Annotated in this window: 25 protein-coding genes; 11 read left to right on the forward strand and 14 right to left on the reverse strand. The window is 61.0% G+C overall.

Annotated elements, in window-relative coordinates; translation table 11 throughout:
- Together ACODR9_RS19090 and ACODR9_RS19095 are read left to right on the forward strand one after the other, a co-directional pair.
- Positions 1 to 792: a YdcF family protein gene (locus ACODR9_RS19090; protein WP_488811327.1), complete on the forward strand. Its 792-nt coding sequence runs from the start codon at positions 1 to 3 to the stop codon at positions 790 to 792.
- Positions 793 to 826: 34 nt separating this feature from the next.
- Positions 827 to 1,579: a competence/damage-inducible protein A gene (locus tag ACODR9_RS19095; RefSeq protein ID WP_488811329.1), complete on the forward strand. Its 753-nt coding sequence runs from the start codon at positions 827 to 829 to the stop codon at positions 1,577 to 1,579.
- Between the two features lie 63 nt (positions 1,580 to 1,642).
- Here the strand turns inward: ACODR9_RS19095 and ACODR9_RS19100 are convergent, their stop codons facing one another.
- The 7 genes from ACODR9_RS19100 to ACODR9_RS19130 form a co-directional block, all read right to left on the reverse strand.
- Complete coding sequence (locus ACODR9_RS19100) at positions 1,643 to 2,734, reverse strand: polyamine ABC transporter substrate-binding protein (protein WP_488811331.1); 1,092 nt, start codon at positions 2,732 to 2,734, stop codon at positions 1,643 to 1,645.
- 168 nt (positions 2,735 to 2,902) lie between these two features.
- Complete coding sequence (gene mmsB, locus ACODR9_RS19105; RefSeq protein ID WP_488811333.1) at positions 2,903 to 3,793, reverse strand: 3-hydroxyisobutyrate dehydrogenase; 891 nt, start codon at positions 3,791 to 3,793, stop codon at positions 2,903 to 2,905.
- Positions 3,794 to 3,818: 25 nt separating this feature from the next.
- The gene (locus ACODR9_RS19110) at positions 3,819 to 4,940 is read right to left on the reverse strand and encodes an enoyl-CoA hydratase/isomerase family protein (protein ID WP_488811335.1); all 1,122 of its coding nucleotides are present in this window, start codon (positions 4,938 to 4,940) and stop codon (positions 3,819 to 3,821) included.
- Between the two features lie 11 nt (positions 4,941 to 4,951).
- Positions 4,952 to 5,734: an enoyl-CoA hydratase gene (locus ACODR9_RS19115; RefSeq protein ID WP_488811337.1), complete on the reverse strand. Its 783-nt coding sequence runs from the start codon at positions 5,732 to 5,734 to the stop codon at positions 4,952 to 4,954.
- A gap of 550 nt (positions 5,735 to 6,284) precedes the next feature.
- Positions 6,285 to 7,445: an acyl-CoA dehydrogenase family protein gene (locus tag ACODR9_RS19120; RefSeq protein WP_488811339.1), complete on the reverse strand. Its 1,161-nt coding sequence runs from the start codon at positions 7,443 to 7,445 to the stop codon at positions 6,285 to 6,287.
- A gap of 100 nt (positions 7,446 to 7,545) precedes the next feature.
- Positions 7,546 to 9,048: a CoA-acylating methylmalonate-semialdehyde dehydrogenase gene (locus ACODR9_RS19125; protein WP_488811341.1), complete on the reverse strand. Its 1,503-nt coding sequence runs from the start codon at positions 9,046 to 9,048 to the stop codon at positions 7,546 to 7,548.
- A gap of 45 nt (positions 9,049 to 9,093) precedes the next feature.
- Positions 9,094 to 9,945, reverse strand: a complete 852-nt coding sequence (locus ACODR9_RS19130) for a 3-hydroxybutyryl-CoA dehydrogenase (RefSeq protein ID WP_488811343.1) — start codon at positions 9,943 to 9,945, stop codon at positions 9,094 to 9,096.
- A gap of 144 nt (positions 9,946 to 10,089) precedes the next feature.
- Here ACODR9_RS19130 and ACODR9_RS19135 point away from each other — a divergent pair, with 144 nt between their 5' ends.
- Together ACODR9_RS19135 and ACODR9_RS19140 are read left to right on the forward strand one after the other, a co-directional pair.
- Entirely contained in the window at positions 10,090 to 10,482 is a 393-nt protein-coding gene (locus tag ACODR9_RS19135) for a MerR family transcriptional regulator (RefSeq protein WP_488811345.1), read from the forward strand.
- 35 nt (positions 10,483 to 10,517) lie between these two features.
- The gene (locus ACODR9_RS19140; protein ID WP_488811347.1) at positions 10,518 to 11,705 is read left to right on the forward strand and encodes an acetyl-CoA C-acetyltransferase; all 1,188 of its coding nucleotides are present in this window, start codon (positions 10,518 to 10,520) and stop codon (positions 11,703 to 11,705) included.
- Positions 11,706 to 11,769: 64 nt separating this feature from the next.
- Here ACODR9_RS19140 and ACODR9_RS19145 read toward each other — a convergent pair whose 3' ends face one another.
- Both ACODR9_RS19145 and dsbD read right to left on the reverse strand, forming a co-directional pair.
- Positions 11,770 to 12,882, reverse strand: coding sequence for an AI-2E family transporter (locus tag ACODR9_RS19145; RefSeq protein ID WP_488811349.1), 1,113 nt, complete (start codon positions 12,880 to 12,882; stop codon positions 11,770 to 11,772).
- A gap of 121 nt (positions 12,883 to 13,003) precedes the next feature.
- Positions 13,004 to 14,782, reverse strand: a complete 1,779-nt coding sequence (gene dsbD / locus ACODR9_RS19150) for a protein-disulfide reductase DsbD (RefSeq protein ID WP_488811351.1) — start codon at positions 14,780 to 14,782, stop codon at positions 13,004 to 13,006.
- A 162-nt stretch (positions 14,783 to 14,944) separates the two neighbouring features.
- Between dsbD and ACODR9_RS19155 the strand changes: the two genes are divergently transcribed.
- Entirely contained in the window at positions 14,945 to 15,739 is a 795-nt protein-coding gene (locus ACODR9_RS19155) for an alpha/beta fold hydrolase (RefSeq protein ID WP_488811353.1), read from the forward strand.
- On the opposite strand, the gene ACODR9_RS19160 is transcribed toward ACODR9_RS19155, so the two are convergent.
- From ACODR9_RS19160 to ACODR9_RS19175, 4 genes are all read right to left on the reverse strand, one after another.
- On the reverse strand, positions 15,736 to 17,028 hold the full coding sequence (locus ACODR9_RS19160) for an MgtC/SapB family protein (protein WP_488811355.1): 1,293 nt from the start codon (positions 17,026 to 17,028) through the stop codon (positions 15,736 to 15,738). The two genes, ACODR9_RS19155 and ACODR9_RS19160, sit on opposite strands and share 4 nt — an antisense overlap.
- A 124-nt stretch (positions 17,029 to 17,152) precedes the next feature.
- Positions 17,153 to 19,006, reverse strand: coding sequence for a 1-deoxy-D-xylulose-5-phosphate synthase (dxs, locus tag ACODR9_RS19165; protein ID WP_488811357.1), 1,854 nt, complete (start codon positions 19,004 to 19,006; stop codon positions 17,153 to 17,155).
- Positions 19,007 to 19,022: 16 nt separating this feature from the next.
- Positions 19,023 to 19,919 (reverse strand): polyprenyl synthetase family protein, encoded by an 897-nt coding sequence (locus ACODR9_RS19170; RefSeq protein ID WP_488811359.1) that lies wholly within the window; start codon positions 19,917 to 19,919, stop codon positions 19,023 to 19,025.
- Entirely contained in the window at positions 19,909 to 20,142 is a 234-nt protein-coding gene (locus tag ACODR9_RS19175; protein WP_089086346.1) for an exodeoxyribonuclease VII small subunit, read from the reverse strand. Before ACODR9_RS19175 ends, ACODR9_RS19170 begins: the two co-directional genes overlap by 11 nt.
- 163 nt (positions 20,143 to 20,305) lie before the next feature.
- On the opposite strand from ACODR9_RS19175, the gene ACODR9_RS19180 reads away from it, so the two are divergent.
- From ACODR9_RS19180 to ACODR9_RS19205, 6 genes are all read left to right on the forward strand, one after another.
- A complete protein-coding gene (locus ACODR9_RS19180) occupies positions 20,306 to 21,139 on the forward strand; it encodes an SDR family oxidoreductase (protein WP_488811361.1) in 834 nt (277 codons plus the stop codon).
- 132 nt (positions 21,140 to 21,271) lie between these two features.
- Entirely contained in the window at positions 21,272 to 22,297 is a 1,026-nt protein-coding gene (locus tag ACODR9_RS19185) for a helix-turn-helix domain-containing protein (protein WP_488811363.1), read from the forward strand.
- 117 nt (positions 22,298 to 22,414) lie between these two features.
- Complete coding sequence (locus ACODR9_RS19190) at positions 22,415 to 22,780, forward strand: hypothetical protein (RefSeq protein ID WP_488811365.1); 366 nt, start codon at positions 22,415 to 22,417, stop codon at positions 22,778 to 22,780.
- The gene (locus tag ACODR9_RS19195) at positions 22,777 to 23,631 is read left to right on the forward strand and encodes a complex I NDUFA9 subunit family protein (RefSeq protein WP_488811367.1); all 855 of its coding nucleotides are present in this window, start codon (positions 22,777 to 22,779) and stop codon (positions 23,629 to 23,631) included. Before ACODR9_RS19190 ends, ACODR9_RS19195 begins: the two co-directional genes overlap by 4 nt.
- Positions 23,628 to 24,104, forward strand: coding sequence for a DUF2269 family protein (locus ACODR9_RS19200; RefSeq protein WP_488811369.1), 477 nt, complete (start codon positions 23,628 to 23,630; stop codon positions 24,102 to 24,104). The genes ACODR9_RS19195 and ACODR9_RS19200 overlap by 4 nt, the downstream gene beginning before the upstream one ends.
- Positions 24,104 to 24,766 (forward strand): DUF4166 domain-containing protein, encoded by a 663-nt coding sequence (locus tag ACODR9_RS19205; protein ID WP_488811371.1) that lies wholly within the window; start codon positions 24,104 to 24,106, stop codon positions 24,764 to 24,766. Before ACODR9_RS19200 ends, ACODR9_RS19205 begins: the two co-directional genes overlap by 1 nt.
- Positions 24,767 to 24,871: 105 nt before the next feature.
- On the opposite strand, the gene ACODR9_RS19210 is transcribed toward ACODR9_RS19205, so the two are convergent.
- Entirely contained in the window at positions 24,872 to 25,546 is a 675-nt protein-coding gene (locus tag ACODR9_RS19210; protein ID WP_488811373.1) for a hypothetical protein, read from the reverse strand.
- Between the last annotated feature and the right edge of the window lie 585 nt (positions 25,547 to 26,131).

Below are 26,131 nucleotides of genomic sequence, written 5' to 3' on the forward strand. Positions count from 1 at the left end.
ATGACAGCAACGATTAGCCCCGAAGTACTGGTCCACCAGCTCTTCGGGGCCTTTTTATTGCCCCCGCTGCTTTTCATCCTCCCCATTGTTCTGGGCCTGTTGCTGCGCCGCCGTGCGCCTGCCATGGGCACCAGCCTGCTATGCCTTGGCCTGCTGCTGGCCTATGCCTTGTCCATCCCCCGTACGGCCATGTGGCTGAATGCCGGTCTGGAGCGCTATCCGGTGGCAAGCACCGCTCAGTTGCAACAGCAACAGGCCATCGTGGTGCTGGGTGGTGGCAAGAAACCGGCCCCGGAGTATGGACGCAACGAGCCCAGCGCCGATACCCAGACCCGGCTGCGCTATGCCGCCTGGCTGGCGCGGCGTACCCATCTGCCCGTGCTGGTAACCGGTGGTGCACCCTATGGTGGCGAACCGGAAGGCGAGGTGATGGCACGTACCCTGCAGCTGGATTACGGCCTGCCGGTACGCTGGGTGGAAATGCAATCCAATACCACGCTGGAAAATGCCCGCTACAGTGCCGCCATGCTGAAAAAAGCGGGCATCAGTCGCATCGTGCTGGTCAGCCAGGGCTGGCATCTGCGCCGTGCGCTGCCGTTTTTCCAGGCCCAGGGGCTGAATGTGTTGCCTGCACCCACCGGCTTTGTCCGTTATGATGGCGCAGGGCTGGCCTGGTATCTGCCCACCGGGCGGGCCATGCAGGAATGCCATTCTGCCTTGCGCGAGTGGCTGGGCATTTTCTTCTACACGGCACAGGGCTGGTTGCATGGCAGAACCACGCAGCCGGAATAAGGCCGAGTGTTAACCAAGCAAGAAGGGGAAACGCGTGAAAATTGCAGCCATCATCATCGGCGATGAATTATTGTCCGGCAAACGGCAGGACAAACATCTGCAATCCCTGATCCGCATGCTGGCAGCGCGTGGCCTGAGCCTGGCTGCTGCAGAATACGTGGGTGACGACCCGGTACGCATCACCGCCGCCTTGCAGCGTGCCTTTACCAGCGGCGAGCTGGTATTCAGTTTTGGCGGCATCGGTGCCACCCCTGACGACCACACCCGCAGCTGTGCCGGACAGGCCTTGGGCTTGCCGCTGGAAGTCCACCCCGAAGCCGGTGCGCTGATCGAGGCGCGCTTTGGTGCCGACGCCTATCCGCACCGCATCAATATGGCGATGTTCCCGGCAGGTAGCCGCATCATCCCCAATCCGGTCAACCAGATTGCCGGGTTCTCGCATGGCGATGTGCATTTTGTGCCGGGCTTCCCGGCCATGGCCTGGCCGATGATCGAATGGGTGCTGGATAGCCAGTACCGCCATCTGTTCAATGACAGCCCGGACGTGGAACAAGGCGTGATTGCGCTGAATGCGCGCGAGGGCGACCTGATCACCCTGATGCAGGATTTCAGCCAGCGCTACCCCGCGCTAAAACTATCCAGCCTGCCTAGTTTCGGTAATGACACCATCCCGCAGATGCATATCGACTTCGGCTTTACCGGCCAGTGCCAGCTGGTGGAGATTGCCATGGCCGAATGGCGCAAGGCACTGACAGCGGCGGGGTATACCCTGCGTGAACGTTCTTGATCCTCCGCGTGGAACAACAGAAAAAGGGGCTTTACGCCCCTTTTTTCATGTGCAGGCCCGGACTCAGCGCCCGGTCTTCAGCTGCGTCCACAGCCGGTTTTGCAGGCGCATGATGTCTGCCGGTACCGGTTCCAGCAGGAACAGCTTGCTGATGAGGGCCGGTGGCGGGTAGATGGCCGGGTCGTTGGCAATCTCCGGTTTCACAAACTTGCGCGCGGCCGCATTGGCGGTGGGGTAGAACACGGTGTTGGTGATGCCGGCGTTTACTTGCGGGGCCTGCATGTAGTTGATCCACTGCAGGGCGGAATCGACATTCTTGGCTCCCTTGGGAATCACCATCACGTCAAACCACAGCGGCGCACCGGTTTTGGGAATGAAATACGCCAGCTGGTAGGGGCGTTTGGCTTCGGCGGCGCGCTTCTTGGCAATCACCACGTCGCCGGAATAGCCCAACACCATGCAGATGTCGCCATTGGCCAGTTCGTTGATATAGCCGGATGAGCTGAAGCGCTTGATATAGGGACGGATTTTTTGCAGGGTCTGGAAGGCGGCCTGATAGTCAGCCGGGTTGCGGCTGTTGGGTTGCTTGCCCAGATAGTGCAGGGTGGTGGCGAATACTGCCTTGGCATCGTCCAGTACCGAGATGCCGCAGCCTTTCAGTTTTGCTGCCTTTTGCGGGTTGAACAGATTGTCCCAGTCGTCCAGCGGCGTGTCCTTGCCCAGTAGCGGCTGTACCTTGGTCAGGTTGTAGCCCAGGCCATCGGTGCCGTAGGCCCAGGGTACGCCATACAGATTGCCCGGATCGGCACCGGCTATCTTGGCCATTAGTGCCGGGTCCAGATTGCGCAGATTGGGCAGCTTGCTCTTGTCCAGCTTCTGGAAGGCCCCGGCCTGAATCTGCTTGGCCATGAAGTCCGAGGTGGGGGTGACGATGTCGTAGCCGGAGCTGCCGGTCAGCAGCTTGGATTGCAGGGTTTCATTGCTGTCGTAATTGTCGTAGCGCACCTTGATGCCGGTCTGCTTTTCAAAGCCGGGGATGGTGTCCTTGGCAATGTAGTCGGACCAGTTATACACATTCAGCACCCCGGCGGCGCTGGATGCCTGGCTGGCAGCAGCCAGCAACAGGGTGGTGGCAAACAGTTTTCTGATTTTCATGGCTGGTTTCCTGAGCGGTTGAAATACGTCGTCATGAAGGCCGTTGGACTGCGCGCGCGTGATGAGGTTTCTCTGGCCAGAAGGAAACCGGCCAAATGGCCCAAGCTGTTCTGCATGGCAAAAAAAAGCCCGGCAGCAGGCCGGGCAGAGACAGACAAGAAAACGGATTCAGTCTTGCGGATGGAAATACTGCAGGATGCTGGAAAAATCCAGCTGTCCGTGGCCGGCTGCCGCATGGTTTTCATACAGATTGCGCGCTAGCGAACCCAGCGGCGTGGCGGCGTGGCTGTCCAGCGCAGTGGCTTCGGCCAGGCCCAGGTCTTTGAGCATCAGTGCGGTCATGAAGCCGCCGCTGTAGCCACGGCTGGCCGGGGCGGTGTCCATCACGCCCGGCCAGGGGTTGTACAGCTCCAGCGCCCAGTTGCGGCCGGAACTCTTGCTCATGATGTCCGACAGCACTTTTGGGTCCAGCCCGTTCTTTACTCCCAGCGCCAGCGCCTCGGCGGTGCCAGCCATCAGGATGCCCAGCAGCATGTTGTTGCAGATCTTGGCGGTCTGGCCCGCGCCGTTGCCTCCGGCGTGGAAGATGTTTTTGCCCATGGCCTCCAGCAGCGGACGAGCTTCGCTCAGGTCTGCCTCCGCGCCGCCAACAATAAAGGTGAGCGTACCGGCAGCGGCCCCGGCGGTGCCGCCGGAAACCGGCGCGTCCAGCATGCGCAGGCCTGCGGCGCTGGCGGCATCGGCCACCTTGCGCGCATCGCTGGCGGCGATGGTGCTGCAGTCAATCACCAGCGTACCCTTGGGCAGGCTGGCAAACAGCCCTTGCTCACCCAGATACAGCGCCTGTACATGCTTGCCCGCAGGCAGCATGGAAATCACCACGCTGGCGCCTTGCACGACGTCCAGCGCGCTGCTGGCGGCACGGGCACCGGCTGCTTGCAGCCTGGCCAGTGCGTCGGCGGACAGATCGAAAGCGGCGACGCTAAACCCCCTGGCCACCAGATTGAGCGCCATCGGCCCGCCCATATTGCCCAGCCCGATGAAAGCGATGTGTGTCATTAGTGTCTCTCCTCTTTTGTTGTACTTAAGGCAGCGAGGCCAAAGGGTGCTGATCTGCCGGCCACGGCGCCACAAAGTGGCTGTCCACCCAGTCTTGCGGGATGTCGGCCAGCTGGCGGTAGTGCCATTGCGGTTGCCTGTCCTTGTCTACCAGCAGCGCGCGCACGCCTTCGCGGAAGTCCGGCTTGTGGCAGAAGTTGAGCGACAGGATTAGCTCCATGCGCAGCGCCTCGGCCAGTGACAGATGGCGGGCGCGCTGGAAGATTTCCCAGGTGACGGCGGCGGATACCGGGCAGCCGTGGCGGAAGTTTTTCGCCGCGCTGGCCAGCCAGTCATGTTCAAACTCCTGCGTGGTCAGGCTGTCTGCCACGCTGGCCAGATCACCCTGGGTCATCAGTTGATGGATGGTGAGCAGGTTGGGCGCGACATTGGAGGCGGGCAGGCTGCTGCGCGCGGCGTGTTCCAGTTGGCTGAGCAGGGCGGAAACCTGGGCGCTGCGGGTGGCGCTGTCGGCATCCCAGTATTGCTGTTGCAGCTGCTCCAGCAGCTGCGGCCAGGCATCGACAGCCAGCACGTGGTCGGCCAGATTGCAGATCAAAGCATCGTGCGCGTTGAGCGGCGCGCCGGTCAGGCCGAGGAACAAGCCGACGCGGGCTGGCATGCGTTGCAGAAACCAGCTGCCGGCCACGTCGGGATACAGGCCGATGGTGATTTCCGGCATGGCAATGCGGGTGGCGCTGGTGGCCACGCGGTGGCTGGCCCCGGCCATCAGCCCCAGCCCGCCGCCCATCACGATGCCGTGGCCCCATACGATGAGCGGCTTGGCATAGCAGTGAATGTGGTAGTCCAGCGTGTATTCTTCGCGGAAGAAGGCTAGCGCCTGTGGCTGCGGGTGGCTGTCGTCGGTCAGCAGCGCTTCGCGCAGGGCGCGCACATCGCCACCGGCACAGAAGGCTTTTTCGCCAGCACCGCGCAGCAGTACGGCGGCGATGTCCGGGTCGGCTTCCCAGCCACTCAGCTGTGCTTGCAGCAGGCGAATCATCTCCAGCGTCAGCGCGTTCAGTGATTTTTCGCTGTTGAGGGTGGCAATACCCAGCCGCTTGCCATCAGCACAGCGGACTTCTTCAAACAACACGGCGTCGTGCATGAGGGCTCCTGTCAGCGGTTATGCCATTGCGGGCTGCGCTTGGCCAGAAAGGCCTGCACGCCTTCTTGCTGGTCGGCGGTATCGAACAGCTTGATGAACTGCTCGCGCTCGTGAATCAGGTTATAGCCGGGCGGTTCGAGGCGGGCGCGCTGTACCAGTTGCTTGCACACCTTGACCGAAGAGGGCGACTGGCGGGCTACTTTTTCCGCCAGCTTGAGCGCGGCTTCCAGCGCCTGGCCCTGGCCGACCACTTCTTCCACCAGGCCGATGCGCTCGGCGGTGTCGGCATCCACCCGCTCGCCGCACAGAATCATGCGCTTGGCCCAGCCTTCGCCCACCAGCCAGGGCAGCTGCTGGGTGCCACCGGCGCAGGGCAGCAGGCCGACTGCAGCTTCCGGCAGTGCCATTTGCGCCTGCACTTCGGCAATGCGGATGTCGCAGGCCAGCGCGCATTCCAGCCCGCCGCCCATGGCATAGCCGTTGATGGCGGCAATGCTGACGCCTCGGAAAGCCGCCAGCGCCTCGAAGGCTTCGCCGAACAGCATGGTCATTTCGGTGGCCACCAGCTTGTTGCCGTCGGCAAACAGATTGAGGTCGGCCCCGGCGGAGAAGAACTTGCTGCCGCTGCCGGTAATCACCAGTGCGTAGATGTTGTCGTCCGCGTTCAGGTCTGCCACCAGTTGCTTGAGCGCGTTCAGGCTGGCGCGGTTCCAGGTATTGGCTGGCGGGTTATCGATGGTGACCTGGGCGGTGTGGCCGCGTTTTTCCACTTGCAGATGCGCGTAATGTGTCATGGCGTTCCCGATCTTTGGTAAGTAGTGCCTACAGTCTGTATACGATCTTTGTTGTCCTGAATCCTAGGCTGCTGACAAAGTTATTTGGTGCGATTGTATTGGACCCGGCAAAGCCGGGCCTTTCGACTAAATAATTGATTCCGCAGCCTTCTAATCTATTCCCAATCCCCCCGCCCTTGCCCGGCAAGGGAGCCTCGCTTTCCTGTTGGAAAGCGAGAGGGGTGTGTCCATAATCTGAATCCGCTGCGCGGATGCCGGTTTGGTTTGCCGGGGCTGCCCGGCTGCAGGGAGGGGATATTTGCGTGGCCAACTATCCCCTCCACCCCTAAAGGCCACCCCGGCAAGCCTGGCCTGCGGCTGCCCGCCGGGGCCTGTCAGTCCCGAGGCGCGGCTGAACTCGCCCTGCGCTAGCGTCGCAGGGCTCAAACATGCAGCCGCTTAATACCTCGGGCCTGCCATCCGGCGGCAGGCTTGATGGGGCCGTGGCTGCGTCGACAACATCAATCCTGTATTGCAACATGCACCACACAAACAGGGTGCATATCCGTTTTCAACGGAGGTTCTCCAGCGCGCCGTCCTTCAGCAACTGCCGGGCGACGATCATGCGCATCACCTCGTTGGTGCCTTCCAGAATCTGGTGCACGCGGGCATCGCGTACATGGCGTTCCAGCGGGAAGTCCTTCAGATAGCCATAGCCGCCAAACAGCTGCAAGGCATTATTGGCGACATTGAATGACAAATCGGTGGCAAAGCGCTTGGCCATGGCGCAGTAGGCGCTGGCGTCCGCGCTGCCGCTGTCCAGCTTGAACGCTGCCAGCCGCACCATCTGGCGCGCGGCCACCAGCTCGGTCAGCATGTCGGCCAGACGGAATTGCACGGTCTGGAAGTCGGCCAGCGGCTGGCCGAATTGCTGCCGCTCCTGCACATAGCGCTGTGCGGCATTCAGCGCGGCCTGGGCGGTGCCAACCGCGCAGGTGGCGATATTGATGCGGCCGCCATCCAGCCCTTTCATGGCATAGGCAAAGCCCATACCTTCTTCGCCCAGCAGGTTGCCTGCCGGAATTTCCACATTGTCGAAGGTGATGGCGCGGGTGGGCTGGCTGTTCCAGCCCATTTTCTTTTCCTTCTTGCCGTACTGCACGCCGGGTGCATTGGCAGGCACCACAAAGGCCGACACGCCCTTGGGGCCGGGGCCGCCGGTGCGGGCCATCACCACCAGTACATCAGTGCTGCCCGCGCCGGAGATGAACATCTTGCTGCCGTTCAGCACATAGACTTCGCCCTTTTTCTCGGCACGGGTCTTGAGCGAGGCAGCATCAGAACCGGCACCCGGCTCGGTCAGACAGTAGCTGCCCAGCACTTCGCCGCTTACCATGCGCGGCACCCATTCCCCGGCCAGGGTGGCGCTGCCGAAGCTGGCAATCATCCAGCTCACCATATTGTGGATGGTGAGATAGGCGGCAGTGGAGGTGCAGCCCGCTGCCAGCTCTTCAAACACGATGGCCGAATCCAGCCGCGACAGGCCCAGCCCGCCGTGGCTTTCCGGGGTGTACAGGCCAAGAAAACCCATGTCGCCCGCTTCGCGGATGGTGGCAAGCGGGAAGGTTTCTTCCAGGTCCCATTCGGCAGCAAACGGCGCCAGACGGCTGGCGGCAAAGTCACGCGCGCTGTCCTGGAAGGCCAGTTGTTGTTCGTTGAGTGCAAAGTCCATGTCGGTTTCTCCTCTTGCAGCAGCCGGGCCGGTGGGGGAGGGCGGCCTGCTGCTGTCTTGTTTTATCTGACGTGAATCGGTCTGCGTTAATCAGGCCAGCTCAGCGCAGCGAAATGGTGGTGTGCACCTTGCCGCTGCTGGCCTCGTCGTCGAACCAGCGGCTGGTGACGGTTTTGGTCTGGGTATAAAACAGGATCACCTGCTTGCCGTAGGGGCCGAGGTCCCCCAGCTTGGAGCCGCGCGAGCCGGTAAAGCTGAACAGCGGCACCGGCACCGGAATCGGCACATTGATGCCCACCTGACCGACGTCGATGTCTTCCTGAAAGCGCCGTGCCGCAGCGCCGCTCTGGGTGAAGATGGCGGTGCCGTTGCCATTGGGGTTGGCATTGATGATGGCAATGGCCTCCTCCAGCGTGTCCACGCCCAGCAGGCACAGCACCGGGCCGAAGATTTCCTGCTGGTAAATGGCCATGTCGGTGGCCACGCCCGAGAAAATGGTGGGGCCGACAAAGTTGCCCTCCGGGTAGCCATCCACTTGTACTTCCCGGCCATCCAGCTCCAGCACTGCGCCTTCGGCCACGCCTTGATTGATCAGGCGGTTTACCCGTTCGCGGGCGGTGCAGGAAATCAGCGGGCCCAGGTCCGGGTTGTCTTTGCCTGCGCCCACGCGCAGGGACTTGGCCTTGGCCACCAGGTCGGGAATCCAGTTGCGCGCTTCACCCACCAGCACCGCCACGCTCAAGGCCATGCAGCGCTGGCCTGCTGCGCCAAATGCCGCGCCGGTCAGCTGGTTCAGCGCCTGTTCCTTGTTGGCATCCGGCAGCACGATGGCGTGGTTTTTGGCCCCCATCATGCATTGCACCCGTTTGCCTGCCAGGCTGGCGCGGTTGTAAACGTGGGAGCCAACGCGGCTGGAACCGACAAAGGAAATGGCCTTGATGTCCGGGTGGTCGCAAATGGTATTCACCACGTCTTCGCCGCCATGCACCACATTCAGCACCCCAGCCGGGATGCCCGCCTGCAAGGCCAGCTCTACCAGCCGCATGGTCACCATCGGGTCCTGCTCGGACGGTTTCAGCACAAAGGTATTGCCGGTGGCAATGGCCATCGGAAACATCCACAGCGGAATCATCGCCGGGAAGTTGAAGGGGGTGATGCCAGCACACACGCCCAGCGGCTGTTGCACGGTATAAGTGTCCACGCCACCGGCCACGTTTTCGGCGTATTCGCCCAGTTGCAGATTACCAATGCTGGCGGCGTGTTCCACCACTTCCAGGCCACGGAAAATATCGCCCTCGGCATCGGCCAGGGTTTTGCCCTGTTCCGCTGTCAGCAGCGCGGCCAGTTCTTTCATGTGCTCGCGAATCAGCTGCTGGTATTTCAGGAAAATGCGGGCGCGGGTACCGATGGGGGTTTTCTTCCAGCTGGCGAAGGCGGTTTTGGCGCTGGCAACAGCGGCCTGCACTTCCTCTGCCGTGGCCATCGGTACCTGTGCCAGTACTTCTTGCGTGGCCGGGTTGATGATGTCGCGCCACTGTTGGCTGCGCGATTCGACGAATTCACCGTTGATCAACAGCTTGACGCTAGGAACAGCCTGGTTCATCTGCAACTCTCCTGTGCTTGGCGGCCTGCTGGCCGTCTTGGTGTTTCAGTCGTAGTGATAAAAACCCTTGCCGCTCTTGCGGCCCAGATGCCCGGCCGCCACCAGTTGTGCCAGCAGCGGGCAGGCGCGGTATTTGCTGTCACGAAATTCGGTATAAAGGATGTCCATGATGGACAGGCAGGTGTCCAGGCCAATCAGGTCGGCCAGCGCCAAAGGGCCGATGGGGTGGTTCATGCCCAGCTTCATCACGGTGTCGATGTCTTCAGCGGTGGCCAGGTTTTCAAACAGAGCAAAGGCGGCTTCGTTGATCATCGGCATCAGGATGCGGTTGGAGACAAAGCCCGGCCCGTCCTTCACCGTCACCGGGGTTTTGCCCAGCGCCACCGCCAGTTCGAACACTTTCTGGTAGGTGTGGTCGTTGGTCTGGATGGCACGGATGATTTCCACCAGCTGCATCAAGGGCACCGGGTTCATGAAGTGCATGCCCACCACGCGTTCCGGCTGCGGCACCCAGGCGGCAATGCGGGTGAGCGAAATGGACGAGGTGTTGGACGCCAGAATGGCATCTGGTCGCACCACGTTGCCCAGTTCGCGGAAGATGGACTCCTTGGTGGCCGGGTTTTCGGTGGCGGCTTCCACCACCAGATCGCGGTCGGCCAGATCGGCCAGCCGAGTGGTGGGCTGGATGCGGGCCAGGATGGCGGCGATGTCGGCATCGGCCAGGCTGCCTTTCTTGGCCATGCGCGCCAGGCTGTTGCCAATGGCGGCCAGGCCCTTGTGCAGGGCGGCCTCATTGACATCGGCCAGCTGTACTGCAAAGCCATGCATGGCAAAAACCTGGGCAATGCCATTGCCCATGGTGCCAGCACCAATCACGCCAATTTTTTGTGTTGTCATGTCGGTTTCTCCTGCGTTGTTTTTATCACAATAACTTGACGTTTACGTCAACGTCAATCAACAATCAACCAACGCATCACAAATCAGGGCTGCCTGCGCTAAGCAGGCAAAGGGCAGGGCCAAAACAACAACAGGGGAACAGGCATGCAAGGCGTGACCTACAGCATCAGCCAGCTGGCGCAGGAGTTTGATGTCACCACGCGCACCATCCGCTTTTATGAAGACCAGGGGCTGCTGGAGCCGCAGCGCGACGGCCAGCGTCGTATTTATACCCGGCGCGACCGGGTGCGGCTGATGCTGATTTTGCGCGGCAAGCGCATTGGCCTGTCCTTGCTGGAAATCCGCGAGCTGTTTGATTTGTACGATGCCGCCAGCAACGACGAACCGCAGCTGCGCGAATTCATCCGCATCCTCAGCCGCAAGGAGCAGCAATTGCAGGAACAGCTGGACGATATCCGCGTGGTAATGGGCGAAATCAGCCAGATCCTCAGCCAGTGCGAAAAGGCACTGGGCAAACAGGCATCATCAACACCGTAGCCGGACAAGCAAGCCTTTCAGGAAGGAACACACAGATGCAACAGCAAGAATCGATTGTCATCGTGGGCATGGCCCGCACCGCCATGGGCGGCTTTCAGGGCATGTTTGCCAGCCAGACGGCCAGCCAGCTGGGTGCCGCTGCCATTCGTGCGGCGGTGGAGCGCGCCGGGGTGGCTGCCGAGGATGTTGACGAGGTAATCATGGGCTGCGTGCTGCCCGCCGGGCAAGGCCAGGCTCCGGCCCGTCAGGCGGCGCTGGGGGCCGGGCTGCCCTTGGCGACTGGCTGCACCACCATCAACAAGATGTGCGGTTCCGGCATGAAGGCCGCCATGCTGGCACACGACCTGCTGCTGGCCGGTTCTGCCAGCGTGATGGTAGCCGGTGGCATGGAAAGCATGAGCAATTCGCCTTACCTGATTCCCAAGGCGCGTGGCGGCCTGCGGCTGGGGCATGGTGAAATCAAGGACCACATGTTTCTGGACGGGCTGGAAGATGCCTACGACAAGGGCAAGCTGATGGGCGTGTTTGCCGAAAACTGTGCCGGTGAGTATGGCTTCAGCCGCGAAGCGCAGGACGCTTTTGCCATTGCCTCGCTCACCCGCGCGCAGCAAGCCATTGCCGAAGGGCGCTTCCGTGAGGAAATCACCCCGGTGCTGGTGGAAGGCAAGAATGGTGCACAGGCCATGGAAATTGACGAGCAGCCGCTCAAGGCAAAACTGGACAAGATTGCCAGCCTCAAGCCTGCTTTCCGCAAGGACGGCACGGTGACGGCGGCCAATTCCAGCTCCATCTCCGACGGTGCCGCCGCGCTGGTGTTGATGACGGCCAGCGAAGCCGCCCGCCGTGGGCTCAAGCCGCTGGCCCGCCTGGTGGCCCACGCCACCCATGCGCAGGAGCCGGGCCTGTTTACCACCGCGCCGGTAGGCGCCATGCGCAAGTTGTTGGCCAAGACTGGCTGGACGGTGGGCGATGTCGACCTGTTTGAAATCAACGAAGCCTTTGCCGTGGTGACCATGGCGGCGATGCACGATCTGGGCCTGCCGCATGACAAGGTAAACGTGCATGGCGGGGCCTGCGCGCTGGGCCACCCGATTGGCGCATCCGGTGCGCGGGTGATGGTGACCCTGCTGTCCGCCCTGCGCCAGCATGGTGGCAAACGTGGCGTGGCCAGCCTGTGCATTGGCGGTGGCGAGGCCACGGCGGTGGCGCTGGAACTGCTGTAAACGTAGTGTCCTGGCAAAGAAAAAGCGTCCCAAGGGGCGCTTTTTGTATGGTGGTAAAACCGGGCTAGCGGAGTATTTCCTGCTCCTCGCAGGGTTGTCCGTTGTCCTCGGCATGCTCCGGGTAATCCTCCGGCCGCAGCCAGTGGCGGAACAGGGTAAAACCCACTGCCAGCAGGGTGGGGCCGATAAACAGGCCCAGCAGGCCCCAGGCCAGCAAGCCGCCAATCACTCCCATGAAGATGATGGACAAGGGCATTTGTGCGCCCTGGCTGATCAGCAGCGGTTTGAGCACGTTGTCGATGGTGTTAACCAGCAAAAAGCCCCACAGCAGCAGGAAAATACCCATGCCGGTCTGGCCGGAATAAAACACCCAGCCCGCAGCCGGCAGCCAGATGATCAGCGTGGGCAACTGTGCCACGGCAACGATAAAGCACAGAAAGCCCAGCACCAGCGCGCCCGGTACTCCGGCAATCAGCAGGCCGATCACGCACAGCACGGTTTGCGCCAGTGCGGTGCCCACCACCCCGGTGGTGACACTGCGGATGGTGCGCGCAATCACCTCGGGCAGCTCGTCTGCCGTGGCACCGCCCAGCTTGCTGATGGCCAGTTCGGCACCATCCCACAGCTTGTCACCATTAATCAGCAACAGCCCGGCAATCACGATGGCCAGCACGATTTCCAGCATGCTCAGGCTGGCGGAAGCACCGCTTTCCAGTGCCCACAGCGCAGCCTTGTTGATGGCCGGGCGGATTTTGTCGATAAAACCGGGCAGGTCTGCCTGCACGCTGACCCAGAACTTGTGCAGCGACTCGCCCACCAGCGGCAGGGTATTGACCCAGGCAGGAGCATTCGGCAGGTGGATGCTGGTGAGATCGCGCGACATCGACGCCAGCTGCGGAATGGTATCGGCCAGGGTCAGGGCCATCAGGCCGATGGGAATGGCCAGCGTCAGTGACAGACCGCCAACAATGATGATGGCAGCCAGCTTGGCGCGGCCATTCAGCCGCAGCCGCAGCCGGGTGAACAAGGGCCAGGCAGAAATGGCAATGATGGCCGCCCAGGTCAGCGCGCCCAGAAAGGGCTGGATCACCTTGAGGCAGGACAGGATGAGCAAGCCCATCACGGCGATGCGCAATACAGCCATCACGCTGATGCTGGGAAAGGGTTTTGGCGTCATGAAGGGGTCCGGGTGGCGGTGATGGCGGCGCAGCATGCCGCCAGAGCCGAATTGTAGCGGTATTTATCCGTGGCCGGTATGCAGGATGGCAATGTCGCCATCCTGCTTGTCGCTTCCCGGTTTACAAGCGGGCGGCGAAGGCGTCCGCCGGGGTAAAGCCGATAATGCGGTCGCGCTCTTTGCCGTTGGCATCAAACAGAATGATGCCGGGAGGGCCGTACAGGCCAAAGCGCTTGAGCAGCGCCTGGTGTGCCGGCAGGTTGGCGGTGACATCGGCGCGCAGCAGTACATAGCCTTGCAGCTTGCTGGCCACCGAGGGGGCAGGGAAGGTATCGCTTTCCATTTCCTTGCACGACACACACCAGTCGGCATAAAAATCCAGCAGCAGCGGTTTGCCGCTGGCGCGTGCTTCGGCCAGTTTGCTGTCCAGCTCCGCCGTGCTGCTGACCGGCGCAAACACCGGTTGCTGACTGACGCTAGCCTGAGCCTTGTTACCGGCCAGCCATTTCAGCGGATAGCGTGGGTCGGTTTCTCCAGCCAGCGCCCCGGCCAGCTGCGCCGCACCCACCAGAAACAACAGCAGGCCCAGGCCTTTGCCCAGCTTGTGGCTAATGTGGGCATTGCCCGGCAGGGTTTCGAATGCCTTCAGGAACACCGCGCAGCCCACGCACAGTACCGCCCACAGCAGCAGCACCAGCATGGCAGGCAGGAAGGGCGTAGCCATCCAGATGGCCAAGCCCAGCATCAGCACGCCAAACGCCGCCTTCACTGCCTTCATCCAGCCACCGGCACGCGGCAATACATGGCCGCCAAAGGTGCCGATCAGCACCAGCGGCAGGCCCAGCCCCAGCGCCATCGCATATAGCGCGGCACCACCCAGCACCGCATCACCGGTGCTGCCGATATAGCCCAGTGCCAGCGCCAGCGGCGGGGCCACGCAGGGGCCGATGATCAGCGCCGACAGCACCCCCATGGTAAATACCGTGGCCAGCTTGCCGCCGGACAGGCGGTTGGAGGCATCGGCCAAGCGCGACTGCAGGGCAGACGGCAGCTGGATGGTGAACAGATCAAACATCGACAGGGCAAACACCACCATCAGCACACTGGCGCTGAGAATGACGGCGGGCTGCTGCAGCCAGACCGTGAGCAGCGAGCCGGTGAGCCCGGCAATGACGCCGATGATGGTGTAAGTGAGCGCCAGCCCTTGCACATAGGTTAGCGACAGCCAGAAGCCGCGTTGGCGGGTGATGTGCTGGCCTTCACCGGCAATCAGCGAGGACACGATGGGTAGCAGCGGATACATGCAGGCGGTAAAGGCCATGCCAATGCCGGCCAGCAGGAAGCTGCCCAGCGTGGTCAGCCAGCCCTTGGCCGCCAGATTGCCACTGCTACCCGCCGGCTTTCCCGCAGCGGCATCCGCCAGCCAGTTGCTGCTGCCATTACTGGCACTGCCGTAGGCATTGATATCCAGATGATGGGTATAGGGCGGATAGCACACCCCGGCGGTGGAGCAGCCCTGTAGTTTTACATTCAGCTTGAACTGCGCAGGCGCACCGGCATGCAAGGGCAGCTTGATCAGCTGCGGACCAAGATAAATCACCTGCTTGCCAAAGAAGGGGTCTTGCTTGGTTTTGCCCTCCGGCAGAACCGGGCTACCCAGCAAGCCGGCTGGCTCGGTGGTGAAGGATAAGCGGTCACGGTACACGTAATAGCTGTCTGCCACGTTTAACTGCAGCAGCAGGTGGTCCGGCTGGCGTTCCACGCTGACGGCAAAAGCCTTCTCCGGGGGCAGCAGGTCTTCCTGGTTCACCGCCAGGGTGGCCGTGCTGACACCAAGCAGGCTGATCAGCGCCAGCAGGCGCCACAAGGGGGACAACAGGCGTAACAGGGAGTGCGGCATGATGGTGCGTTATCTGGATGATGCAAGGGTTGACCAGCAAGGTGCCAGCCGGTTCCGTGCTGTGGGCCGCAAGTGGGCAAAACCGGGTTACTGCGGCTGGCAAAACGCTATTTTACGGTAGTATCGCTCCATAACAAATCAAAATGGGCGCAACACCACATCATGCAAGACATCATCCATTTTGCCCATGCCAACAGCTTTCCCGCCCCAGTATATGGCAAGCTGCTGCACGCATTGGGGCAGCACTACCAGTTGGGCTGGCTGGATTGCATCGGCCATGATCCGCAGTATCCGGTGACGGACTGCTGGCCGCACCTGGTGGACGAAACCATTACCGTGCTCAGCCGCTACCGCCAGCCGGTGATTGGCGTGGGGCATTCGCTGGGCGGCTATCTGCTGTTTTATGCCGCCATCCGCGCACCCGAGCTGTTCAAGGCGCTGGTGATTCTGGATTCACCCTTGATGGGGCCACGCCGTGCCGGGTTGATCTGGCTGGCCAAAAAACTGGGCCTGATCGCCCGCGTCACCCCCGGCGGCAATACGCTGGGGCGGCGCGACAGCTGGGCCAGCGTGGAAATGATGCACGACTACTTTGCCCGCAAGCCCGCCTTTGCCCGCTTTGATGCGGACTGCCTGGCCGACTATGCCTTGCACGGCAGCGAGGATGATGGTCACGGCGGACGGCGTTTGCGTTTCAGGCCGCAGATTGAACACCAGATTTACTGCGGACTGCCGCATGACTTCCCGCGTTATCGCGGCCAGTTGACGGTGCCCACTGCCTTTGTGGCCGCCAGCCGCCACGATGTGGTGCGGCCATCCGACCTGCGCTACGCACAGCGCCACTTCGGCATGCAGCTGTATGAGGTGGCGGGCAGCCACCTGTTTCCGCTGGAGCAGCCACTGGCCACTGCCCATACCATCTTGCAGCTGCTGCCCGGCCTGTTGACTAAAACCTAGTGACTGCTGGCCAGCACCAGCAGCCCGGCCAGCATGCCGCCGCTGGCCGCCAACAGGGTGGGCAGGCAGCGGCGCGCCAGCGCACTGCCGCCCAGGCTGGCAATCAGGCTGAACTTGAACAGATTGTTGGCGGTAATGGCCAAGGCCAAGGTGGTGGCCACTTGCTGGCCATCCAGCCGGTTTTCGCCAAACAGGTTAAAAGCCGTCAGTGAGATGGCGTCCACATCGTTCAGGCCGGAAATCAAGGCCACCACGTACACGCCCTTGCTGCCGAATTCGGCATTCAGCCAGGCGGCACAAAACATCACCAGCGCAAACATGGCGCCAAAGCCCAAGGCCAACTTCATTTCGGACGGGTTGCTCAATTGCAGCTCCGGCTGCGGCTGGCCGTTATTGTGCTGGCGCAGTTGCCACAGGGCCGCGCTCAGGCCGCACAGCAGGCCGGGCAGCAGTACCCATACAGCCGTCGGCAGAACACTGGTTTGTACCACGGCGGCCAGCACCATCAGGCGTACAAACAGCACCAGATTGGCCAGCAGAATCACCGCCGTGCCCAGATTGAGTGACAGCGGGTTGGCGCGCGCCTCGCGGGCGTAGATCAGGCTGGTTGCAGTAGAGGAAACCAGCCCGCCCAGAATACCCAGCAAGGGGCCGCCCACGCGCTGGCCCAGCAACTTCACCGCCAGGTAGCCGGACAGGCTGATGCCGACGATTAGCGTCACCATCAGCCACACCTGATGCGGGTTGACCGCCTGATAGGGGCCGAAGGTGCGGTTGGGCAACAAAGGCAGAACAATGAAGGACAGCGCGGCAAACTGCAGCAGCGACAGCAGGTCGCGCCGTTCCAGCTTGTGGGTAAGGCCGGACAGCTCGGGTTTGAGATAGAGCAGGCCGGTGGCGACAATGCCCACCGCCACGGCCACACCGCCGTAGCCATGCCATACCAGCGCACCCAGGCAGTAGATCACCAGCAAGGATGCCACGGTGGTGGTACGCGGTTCGGTCTTGTCGCTGTCGCCATTGCGCTCTGGCAGAAAACCGAAGGAAGCCACCGCCAGCAGGCCCACGGTTTGTAGAAGCACGCCATGGGACGGTGCGTCCAGCATGGCGGCCAGGGTGCCAAACAGTGCGGTCAGCGGAAAAGTACGGATGCCAGCCAGGGTGTGGTGCTTGCGTTCACGCTCCACCCCCATCAACAGGCCAATGGCCAGGCTGGTGACAAACAGCGGCAGCGCCTCGAACGGGCTGCCCTTCAGGTTCAGCCATGTTGCCAGATCAAAACCACCCATGACTCCCCCTTGTGCTATCTGGCACCGCTAACAAAAGAATCTGCTGCGGCGTTGTTCTGCTGGTATTGTCTGCGTCGGCGCACCCTGTCCCAGGCGCGCGACGCTATTTTGCTTGCCGCGCCGGCTACTGTTGCGGCAGCCAGTGGCGAATGCTGGCTTCGATACCGGCAGCGTTCAGGCCGCAATCGGCTAACAAAACCGTGGGGTCACCATGTTCAACATAGTCGTCCGGCAGGCCCAGCAGCAAGGCAGGCTTGACGATGCCCATGGCCTGCATGGCTTCCAGACAGCCGGAGCCCGCACCCCCCATCACCACGTTTTCTTCCACGGTGACAATGTAGTCATGTTGTTCGGCCAGCTGGCGGATCAAGGCGGTGTCCAGCGGTTTGACAAAGCGCATGTCGGCCACCGATGCATCCAGCGCCTCAGCCGCAGCCAGCGCCGGGGCCACCATGCTGCCAAAGGCCAGAATCGCCACCTTGCCCTTGCCGCTGCGGCGCAGCACACCCTTGCCCACCGGCAGGGCGGTCATCTCCTGCTGGATTTCCACGCCGGGGCCCACGCCACGCGGATAACGCACGGCGGTGGGGCTATCCATGCAGAAGGCGGTGTACAGCAGTTGGCGGCATTCATTTTCATCTGACGGGGCAATCACCGTCATATTGGGAATGCAGCGCAGGAAGGAAATGTCGAACGCCCCGGCATGGGTGGGGCCGTCGGCACCCACCAGACCGGCACGGTCGATGGCAAACAGCACCGGCAGGTTTTGCAGCGCTACATCGTGGATCAGCTGGTCGTAGCCGCGTTGCAGAAAGGTGGAGTAAATCGCCAGCACCGGCTTGGCCCCGTCACAGGCGAGACCGGCGGCAAAGGTGACGGCGTGCTGCTCGGCAATGGCTACGTCGAAGTAGCGGTCCGGGTGTTCCTTCTCGAAACGTACCAGGCCGGAACCCTCGCGCATGGCCGGGGTGATGCCCACCAGGCGCGTATCCAGCTTGGCCATATCGCAAATCCAGTCGCCAAACACCTGGGTGTACTGCGGCTTGCCACCACTCTTGCCGCCGGCCAGGCCATTGGCCGGGTCGAACTTGGTGACGCCGTGGTATTTCACCGGGTCGTTCTCGGCCAGCTTGTAGCCGTGGCCCTTCTTGGTGACGATATGCAGGAACTGCGGCCCTTTCAGGCTACGGATGTTCTTCAGCGTATCCACCAGCACGTCCAGATCGTGGCCGTCGATGGGGCCGATATAGTTGAAGCCGAATTCCTCGAACAAGGTACCCGGCGTGAAGAAGCCCTTGACGTGCTCCTCCACCTTGCTGGCAATTTCCTTCAAGGGCGGGGCGATGCCCAGCACCTTGCTGGAGCCTTCGCGCATGGCGGCGTAGAAGCGGCCGGACATCAGCTTGGCCAGGTAATTGTTCAGCGCGCCGACATTGGGCGAAATCGACATGTCGTTGTCGTTGAGGATGACCAGCAAATCGGTATCCATCGCCCCGGCGTTGTTGAGTGCCTCGAACGCCTGACCGGCGGTCATCGCGCCATCACCGATGATGGCCACGCACTTGCGCTCCAGCCCTTGCAGCTTGGCGGCGGCCGCCATGCCCAGTGCCGCACCGATGGAGGTGGACGAATGGCCGACGCCAAAGGTGTCGTAGGGCGATTCCTCACGCTTGGGGAAGCCTGCCAGGCCGCCTTTCTGACGCATGCTGCCCATGCGCTCTCGGCGTCCGGTGAGGATTTTGTGCGGATAAGTCTGGTGGCCCACGTCCCACACCAGCCGGTCGTCCGGGGTGTTGAACACATAATGCAGGGCGATGGTCAGCTCGATGCTGCCCAGGTTGGAGGCAAAATGGCCACCGGTCTTGCTGACCGTATCGACCAGAAATTCGCGCAGCTCCGTGGCCAGTTGCGGCAGTTGCTGGCGGCCCAGCGCACGCAGGTCGGAGGGCTGATGAATGGTATCGAGCAGCGGAGTCATTGTTGTTCTTTTGCGGTTAAAACGAGCGGGCCACGATGTAGTCGGCCAGTTCTTTCAGTCTGTCGGCAGCCGGGCCAAAGTCTTCCAGCGCGGCAAAAGCCTGTTCGCGCAGATCGCGAGCAAACTGCTTGGCTTCGGCCAGCCCCATCAGGCTGACATAGGTGGGCTTGTCGTTGGCGGCATCTTTGCCTGCGGTCTTGCCCAGCGTGGCGGTGTCGGCTTCGCAATCCAGCACGTCGTCCACCACCTGAAACGCCAGGCCAATGCGCTTGGCAAAAATGTCCAGCTGTTCGGTTTGCTGCGCGCTCAAGGGCGTGCCTGCCATTGCGCCCAGCAGCACGGCGGCGCGAATCAGCGCACCGGTTTTCAGCATGTGCATGAATTCCAGCTCGGGCAGGTTCAGCGTCTGGCCCACGCTGGCCAGGTCAATCGCCTGACCACCGGCCATGCCGCCGTGGCCGGACGCGCGCGCCAGCAACTGGCACATGGCCAGCTGGCTGGCCGGGTTCACGCCTTCCATCGGCGTGGCAAGCAGTTCAAACGCCTGTGTCTGCAGTGCATCACCCACCAGCAGGGCGGTGGCTTCGTCGTATTCCACATGACAGGTGGGCTTGCCACGGCGCAGCACATCGTCGTCCATGCAGGGCAGGTCGTCGTGTACCAGCGAATAAGCGTGGATCATCTCCACCGCAGCAGCGGTGCGCGCCAGGTTTTCCGCACTGGCACCGCTTAGTTCGCCAGCGGCAAAGGTCAGCAGCGGGCGCACCCGCTTGCCGCCTTGCAGCGTGGCATAGCGCATGGCCTGATGCAGGCGCTGCGGCAGGGTGTCGGCGGAGGGCAGAAAGCGGGCGAGGGCGGTTTCCATGGTTTGCTGGATCTGCGTCATCCAGCCGATGAAGGATTCATTGGCCATTACTGAGGTCCAGCGGTTTGAGTTCGTCGTTTTCCAGAATTTTCAGTTGCTGCTCGGCGTCGGACAGTTTGCCCTGGCAGAACTTGATCAGCTCGATGCCTTGCTTGTAGGACGCGAGTGCAGTCTCCAGCGGCACATCGCCGCCTTCCATCGCCTGGATGATGTCCTCCAGCTGGGCCAGCGCGGTTTCAAAGCTGGCCGGGGCTTTGGCGGATTTCGCCATGGCGTTTTCCTTGTCGCAAAATCGGTAGTCGGCCATTTTATTCCATTTCCAAGGCAAGACGATAACTTTGTCAGCCCCGGCTGCGGCGGCGAAACTGCTTTAGCAATGCTACCCGGATAGTGTAGGGTTTCGCCTGTTTCCCTGCATTTGACAAGGCCATACAGTGTCCCACCCTCCCTGCATTCTGATTACCGGCTGCTCCAGCGGTATTGGCTACCACACGGCAAAACTGTTCTCCCAGCGTGGCTGGCGCGTATTTGCCAGCTGCCGCAGCGCTGCCGATGTGAAGCGCTTACAGGCAGAGGGGCTGGAAAGCCTGCAACTGGATGTGGACGACAGTGCCTCCATCCATACCGCCTTGCAGCAGGTGCTGCAGCAGACTGGCGGGCGGCTGGATGCCCTGTTCAATAATGCAGGTTTCGGTCAGCCCGGCGCGGTGGAGGACATCAGCCGGCAGGCCATGCGCGAGCAGTTTGAAACCAACTTATTCGGCCCGTGGGAACTCACCAATGCCGTGCTGCCCGTCATGCGCGCCCAGGGCCATGGCCGCATCATCTATAACAGCTCCATTCTGGGCTTTGCCGCCATGCGCTGGCGCGGGGCTTACAACGCCAGCAAGTTTGCCATGGAAGGCATGTGCGACACCCTGCGGCAAGAGCTGCACGGTACGGGTATTTTTGTGTCGCTGGTGGAGCCGGGGCCGATTGAAAGCCGTTTTCGCCCCAATGCCCTGCAACGCTTCCTGAACAATATCGATGTGGCGGGCAGCGTGCACCGCGAGGAATACGAGCGCCAGCTCGTGCGGCTGAAAAAAGAAGGCCACGCCGCCCCCTTCACCCTGCCGGCCACGGCAGTCAGCCTGGCAGTATGGCAAGCAGTCACCGCCAGCCGCCCCAAACCGCGTTACCGCGTTACCAAGCCCACCAAGGTATTTTGGTTTTTGCGCCGCGTACTGCCCACCCGCGCTTTTGACTGGGCGCTGCGCAAGGCGGTGTAGGTAACCCCCATGGGGTGGGTGCGTCATGATGGCGAGGTCTGTACCTCGGCCATCAGGCAAGGCGGTGACGCCCTGACGTGGCCAGCGTGCCTGCTTACAATCAGCATTCTTTATTGACTCTGCGGTATTGCCATGATTGTTGCTTGCGGCCTGCTACTGGCGGGTTACTCTATATTCGGTTGCCTGTTGATCGTCATCACACACTTTCGTACATGCAGTTATCCGGATCACATTCATTCCCAACGCATGGGAATGGCGTTGCTGTTGACGCTGGCGTTGTTGCAGCTGGCCCATGCTGGCCTGCTGCTTGGCTATCCGCACTGGGTGGCGTCGTTGCCATATCGAGCAGCCCTGTTTGCTGCAGCACCGTGCTTCTACCTCTACAGCCGCCCACTGCTGCATCCCTCTTTGAATAGCAGCACGATGTGGCATCGATGGCCACATGCATTGCCCATTTTCATTGGCGCATTTCTGCCATTTTCGATCGCCTTTCCTTTGGCTTTTGCACTGGGCATGGCGTATCTGCTGTGGTTTGCCCTTTCCATCTATCGGCTTCGCATGGTGCGCGAACGTTTTCAGCGTGAACTTGTGCTGGTGGGAGGCGTTGTTCTGATTGCAGCCATCGTTACCATCATGGCTTTGCTACCCAATCGTATTCATACGGTGACATTTTTTGCGCTGTATTCCAGTGCCATCGGTATCGCCTTGTGGTTGACCCAACTTACCTTGGGGCTGCGCCCTGCCATGCAAGAAGACGTTGTTGCCGCTGCCAGCGAGACATATCGCAGCAGCACTCTTGGGAATGTGGATTGCGATATGGTGCAAGCCCGCTTGGAACAGCTGATGCGTGAAGACCGGCTTTATCAAGATGCGGAGCTTAGTCTCTCGGGGTTGGCGAAACACCTGGGATTGGGTGCACATCAGTTGTCAGAACTGCTCAACACCAGATTGGCCAAAGGTTTTGCACGTTATCTGCGAGAGCAGCGTGTGGCCGCAGCCTGCACCATGCTGTTGGCAGAGCCTGCTGCCTCTGTGTTATCGGTTGGCTTAAGTGTTGGCTTTGCCTCGCAATCAAACTTCTATGAAGCATTTCGTGAAATAGAAGGGATGACGCCAGGCAATTACCGAAAGCTCATGAGGATGAAAAAACAGGGGTGAAGTGCTTCTGTTTTATCATTTCGTAGCAAATAAATGCTCCTGTTTGTGCCGGGCGGAAGTTTTATTCGGTGGCGAAAATCATGATGAGGGCTCCTGAACACACCTGAGGAGCCCATGATGTACGACATTCTTCCCTTGGCTTTGAAATGCATGCTGAGTCTGGTCATCAGTGCCATCGTCATCCACACCTTACTGCGCCACTTTACCGTATTGCTGCAGCGCTTGTGCCAGGATGCAACGACGGCTGCATTCTGGAAGGACTACACCCGGCTCACCCTTGTGCTGGTGCCACTCGTTCTTCTCATCCTGACTGATTGGCTATTCACGGATGCCAGCATCGTAGATAGCCTGCGCATCTGTTTGCTATCGATTTTTGCTGGTCTGTTGCTCGGTCTGATCAAAATCAAGCGCCACATCGACCGTTTCATTTTTATTCCTGATCATGCGGCTGCAGATGTTGATAAGCAGGAGCCTAAGGCATGAATATTCTGCTTACTGGTGCTGAAGGCTTTATTGGTCGGCATGTTCATGCGCAATTAAAGGCGGCTGGTCACACCACACGTTTGTTGTCCAGGCGTCATGGATGTGACTTTGCCGACATGACAGATCCCCGGCAGTGGCGGCCCTGGGTAAAAGGCCTCGATGCCGTCATCAATTGTGTGGGTATATTCGCAGCGACTCGCAGATATACATTTGATCGGATTCATACCGATGCTCCCGTCGCGCTGTTTCAGGCCTGTGCTGAGTGCGGTATTTCACGAGTGCTGCAAGTTTCTGCACTGGGGGCGGACCCTCATGCCCATACACCTTTCCTGCGCAGCAAGGGTCGGGCAGATGCTTTCCTGAAAATGCTTCCACTCAAATGGCTGGTATTGCGCCCTTCCTTGGTCGTTGGTAGCGGCGGAGCAAGTAGCCATTTCATGCGTCAGTTGTCACGTTTGCCGCTGATCCCGATACCGGGCGATGGCAAGCAAGCCATTCAGCCGGTCCATGTGGAGGATGTCGCTCTTGCCGTTTTGCATGCACTGGAAGTAGAACCAGCTTGCCGTGTCATTGCTGCTGTAGGGCCGGTGCGCTACACCTTGATGGCCTGGTTAAATACCTTGCGACAAGTGCAGGGGATGCGGTCGGCACGCTTCTGTCATCTGCCGCTGTCTCTGGTACGTATTGCCTGTCAGTTGGGTCAAGGCGTGCACCCGCTGATTCAGGTGGATGCCCTTGACATGTTGCAAGCGGGTAGCACCAGCGCTGTTGAGCCCTTTGCCGAACTGCTGGGCGGCCTTCCTCGGTCACCGGTGCCAGCCCTGTCTACACCCGTAGGAGAGCTGATATGAGTTATCTCCTTATCAAGACATTGCACATCCTCAGCATGGTTCTGTTGTTTGGAACCGGGTTTGGCAGCGCATTTTACAAATGGATGACTGACCGTTCTGGCCGCTTGGAGGCGATAGTGGTTACCAACCGTCATGTGGTGCTGGCTGACTGGCTGTTTACCACGCCCACCGTTTTGTTCCAGCCCGTCAGTGGTCTATGGATGCTATCGCAGCAGGGGCTGCCACTATCCACGCCATGGGTGGCGGTTTCCTTGGCACTGTATGCCTTGGCGGGCTGCTGCTGGTTGCCCGTTGTGTGGTTACAAATACGCATGCGTGACATATCTGCGCAATCCCTGCGTCTTGGCCACCCTTTGCCCCAGGTTTATTGGCAGTATGCCCGCTGGTGGTTTTGCTTGGGTGTGCCTGCATTCCTCGCCATGGTGATGGTTGTAGCCTTGATGGTGGGCAAGCATGTCCTGGGAGCCGATTAATGCAAAGCCCTATCCAAACAGTATTAGGACCGGCGTGGGAGCAGCTACCACGTGCGCTGCGCATCCATCATGCCGCTGGTGCATGCATGGACACCGGCTCTCTGGATATCGACTACCCGGCATGGATGCAAACAATATTGAACCTGCTTCATCTGTTTGGTGTGCTCATTAATCAAGCAGGCACAGGGCTGGCCACTGAAGTGCGTAAGCACATGCAGCAAGACCGACAATCCTGGCAGCGCTGTGTCACTTTGTCTGGCGGCGTGGTTAAACGCTTCAACAGTGAATGGCAGCCGCTTGCCAGCGGTGAGATAGAAGAGCGGGTCAACCGTTTTCTCGCCTTGCGCATGCGTCCCTCAGTACGTGCCAATAGCTTGCAGTATGTTGGCACTTGCTACGTTTTACGGTTGGGCAAGCTAAAGCTCCACCTGCCCGAGTGGCTGCTGCTGGGGCATACCACGATTGTTGAAACCGCACTGGGCCCAGATTGCTTTGCCATGGATTTCCGGCTGGTACACCCCTGGTTTGGCCAGCTTTACCGCTATGCCGGTATCTTCCATACCGCAATAGAAGCCTCCGATCGGGATCATGCGCTTACCGGCGCTGCTGAGTTCTGCTGTACGAATCCGCACTTGCATCCGCCCGGTAAAATAACCGGGTGAGCCTGCGCCACCCTGCCAGGCCCTCCGCCTCAAACCGGCAGGCGTGTAAGCAATCCTTGCCAGCGGAGCATCGCAGCAGCATGACCGCTGGCATATTGTTGCAGCTTAGTCGGCCTGACTAGCCGCCATCTCCCGCCACGCCTGCTTGTCCATCCGCAGCGCCAGTTGCTGATGGCAAGCCGCCACCAGTTTCAGCAAATCCCCGCTTTGCAAGTTCAGGCCCTTGGGCCGGGCTATTTCCTGAGCCAGCGCCTGTAGCGGTGAGGCACGGCATTCCAGCGCGCTGAGTCGTCCATGGGCGTGGCGGCGTGGGTGGTCTGGCGTGTAATTCAGTGTCAGCAGCCAGTGGCTGTGCTGCCACCATGCGGGTTGTTGCAGCATGGTTTGCAATACGGCATGGCTGATTTGCTGACCGGCTTCGGCGGCCATGGCCAGGGCCTGTTCCCAGCGCGGGGCCTGTGGGGGCAGTTGGTGCAAGGCGGGGAGCAGGGTATGGCTTAGCCATTGGCGTAGTTGTCGTGCGGCGGGCTTGCGGTGGTGGCGCAGGGCTTGCAGCAGGGCAGGCAGTGGCCAACTGGCCGGGGTGTGATCGTCTGGCTGGTGTGCGTGTGTTTCCAGTTGCTGGCGGAGTTGTGCGGTGAGGCGTGGGCCGATGGCGGCGGCCAGGTCGGCAATGGCGAGCATTGGCGGGGTGTGGTGGAGGGTGAGGCGGATGGGTTTGCCGAGGTAGTGGAGGGTGAGGGGTGGTGGGGTATTTGCGGATTTGTTTTCTGCGGACATGGCGATGTCTCCATCAATATGGTGGTAGAGGATTTCCTGTCCGGATAATCAGGTCGCCAAACCCGGTTGCGCTGTTGAAGTGCAACCCGCAAAGACTAAGTAGCAAGCGCGCGTACCGCAAGCATTGAGAGTGTGGAGGAGGCTGGCAAGTGGTGCAGGTGGTGTTCTTGCATCCACTTGCGTGGATGATGCTTTATATGCCGCTTCCGCGCGGCAGACGGGAAAGAGGGCTTGCGTGGCCAAGCCCTCCTTCACCTCCCAGGCCACCCCAACAAGCATGGCCTGCGGCTGCCCGACAGGCCCCGTCCGGTGCGAGGCGCGCCTGAACTCGCGATTTGCTAACGTCAAATCGCTCAGACAGAGCAGGCGCTTAACACCTCGCCCCGGCCACCCGTCGGCATGCTTGACGGGGAATGGGGCGCGTTGGTGCGGTGGTAGTGCTTTGATCAGGATGGAAAATCAGTCCAGTTAGAATCCGCTGGAGCGGATGATTATTTTCTGCCGCTTCCGTGCGGCGGCGAAAAGAGGGATTGCGTGGCCAAGCCCTCCTTCACCTCCCAGGCCACCCCGGCAAGCATGGCCTGC

The sequence above is a fragment of the Aquitalea sp. FG25 genome (assembly GCF_057809375.1).

What these genes read in the sequence shown, in the direction of transcription:
- ACODR9_RS19110 (WP_488811335.1), bottom strand. Translation starts at nt 4,940, where the DNA reads ATGCACGACGCCGTGTTGTTTGAAGAAGTCCGCTGTGCTGATGGCAAG.
- ACODR9_RS19145 (WP_488811349.1), bottom strand. Translation starts at nt 12,882, where the DNA reads ATGACGCCAAAACCCTTTCCCAGCATCAGCGTGATGGCTGTATTGCGC.
- ACODR9_RS19175 (WP_089086346.1), bottom strand. Translation starts at nt 20,142, where the DNA reads ATGGCGAAATCCGCCAAAGCCCCGGCCAGCTTTGAAACCGCGCTGGCC.
- mmsB (WP_488811333.1), bottom strand. Translation starts at nt 3,793, where the DNA reads ATGACACACATCGCTTTCATCGGGCTGGGCAATATGGGCGGGCCGATG.
- ACODR9_RS19130 (WP_488811343.1), bottom strand. Translation starts at nt 9,945, where the DNA reads ATGACAACACAAAAAATTGGCGTGATTGGTGCTGGCACCATGGGCAAT.
- ACODR9_RS19195 (WP_488811367.1), top strand. Translation starts at nt 22,777, where the DNA reads ATGAATATTCTGCTTACTGGTGCTGAAGGCTTTATTGGTCGGCATGTT.
- ACODR9_RS19170 (WP_488811359.1), bottom strand. Translation starts at nt 19,919, where the DNA reads ATGGCCAATGAATCCTTCATCGGCTGGATGACGCAGATCCAGCAAACC.
- ACODR9_RS19205 (WP_488811371.1), top strand. Translation starts at nt 24,104, where the DNA reads ATGCAAAGCCCTATCCAAACAGTATTAGGACCGGCGTGGGAGCAGCTA.
- dxs (WP_488811357.1), bottom strand. Translation starts at nt 19,006, where the DNA reads ATGACTCCGCTGCTCGATACCATTCATCAGCCCTCCGACCTGCGTGCG.
- ACODR9_RS19100 (WP_488811331.1), bottom strand. Translation starts at nt 2,734, where the DNA reads ATGAAAATCAGAAAACTGTTTGCCACCACCCTGTTGCTGGCTGCTGCC.
- ACODR9_RS19200 (WP_488811369.1), top strand. Translation starts at nt 23,628, where the DNA reads ATGAGTTATCTCCTTATCAAGACATTGCACATCCTCAGCATGGTTCTG.
- dsbD (WP_488811351.1), bottom strand. Translation starts at nt 14,782, where the DNA reads ATGCCGCACTCCCTGTTACGCCTGTTGTCCCCCTTGTGGCGCCTGCTG.
- ACODR9_RS19135 (WP_488811345.1), top strand. Translation starts at nt 10,090, where the DNA reads ATGCAAGGCGTGACCTACAGCATCAGCCAGCTGGCGCAGGAGTTTGAT.
- ACODR9_RS19120 (WP_488811339.1), bottom strand. Translation starts at nt 7,445, where the DNA reads ATGGACTTTGCACTCAACGAACAACAACTGGCCTTCCAGGACAGCGCG.
- ACODR9_RS19160 (WP_488811355.1), bottom strand. Translation starts at nt 17,028, where the DNA reads ATGGGTGGTTTTGATCTGGCAACATGGCTGAACCTGAAGGGCAGCCCG.
- ACODR9_RS19125 (WP_488811341.1), bottom strand. Translation starts at nt 9,048, where the DNA reads ATGAACCAGGCTGTTCCTAGCGTCAAGCTGTTGATCAACGGTGAATTC.
- ACODR9_RS19140 (WP_488811347.1), top strand. Translation starts at nt 10,518, where the DNA reads ATGCAACAGCAAGAATCGATTGTCATCGTGGGCATGGCCCGCACCGCC.
- ACODR9_RS19190 (WP_488811365.1), top strand. Translation starts at nt 22,415, where the DNA reads ATGTACGACATTCTTCCCTTGGCTTTGAAATGCATGCTGAGTCTGGTC.
- ACODR9_RS19090 (WP_488811327.1), top strand. Translation starts at nt 1, where the DNA reads ATGACAGCAACGATTAGCCCCGAAGTACTGGTCCACCAGCTCTTCGGG.
- ACODR9_RS19185 (WP_488811363.1), top strand. Translation starts at nt 21,272, where the DNA reads ATGATTGTTGCTTGCGGCCTGCTACTGGCGGGTTACTCTATATTCGGT.
- ACODR9_RS19210 (WP_488811373.1), bottom strand. Translation starts at nt 25,546, where the DNA reads ATGTCCGCAGAAAACAAATCCGCAAATACCCCACCACCCCTCACCCTC.
- ACODR9_RS19155 (WP_488811353.1), top strand. Translation starts at nt 14,945, where the DNA reads ATGCAAGACATCATCCATTTTGCCCATGCCAACAGCTTTCCCGCCCCA.
- ACODR9_RS19115 (WP_488811337.1), bottom strand. Translation starts at nt 5,734, where the DNA reads ATGACACATTACGCGCATCTGCAAGTGGAAAAACGCGGCCACACCGCC.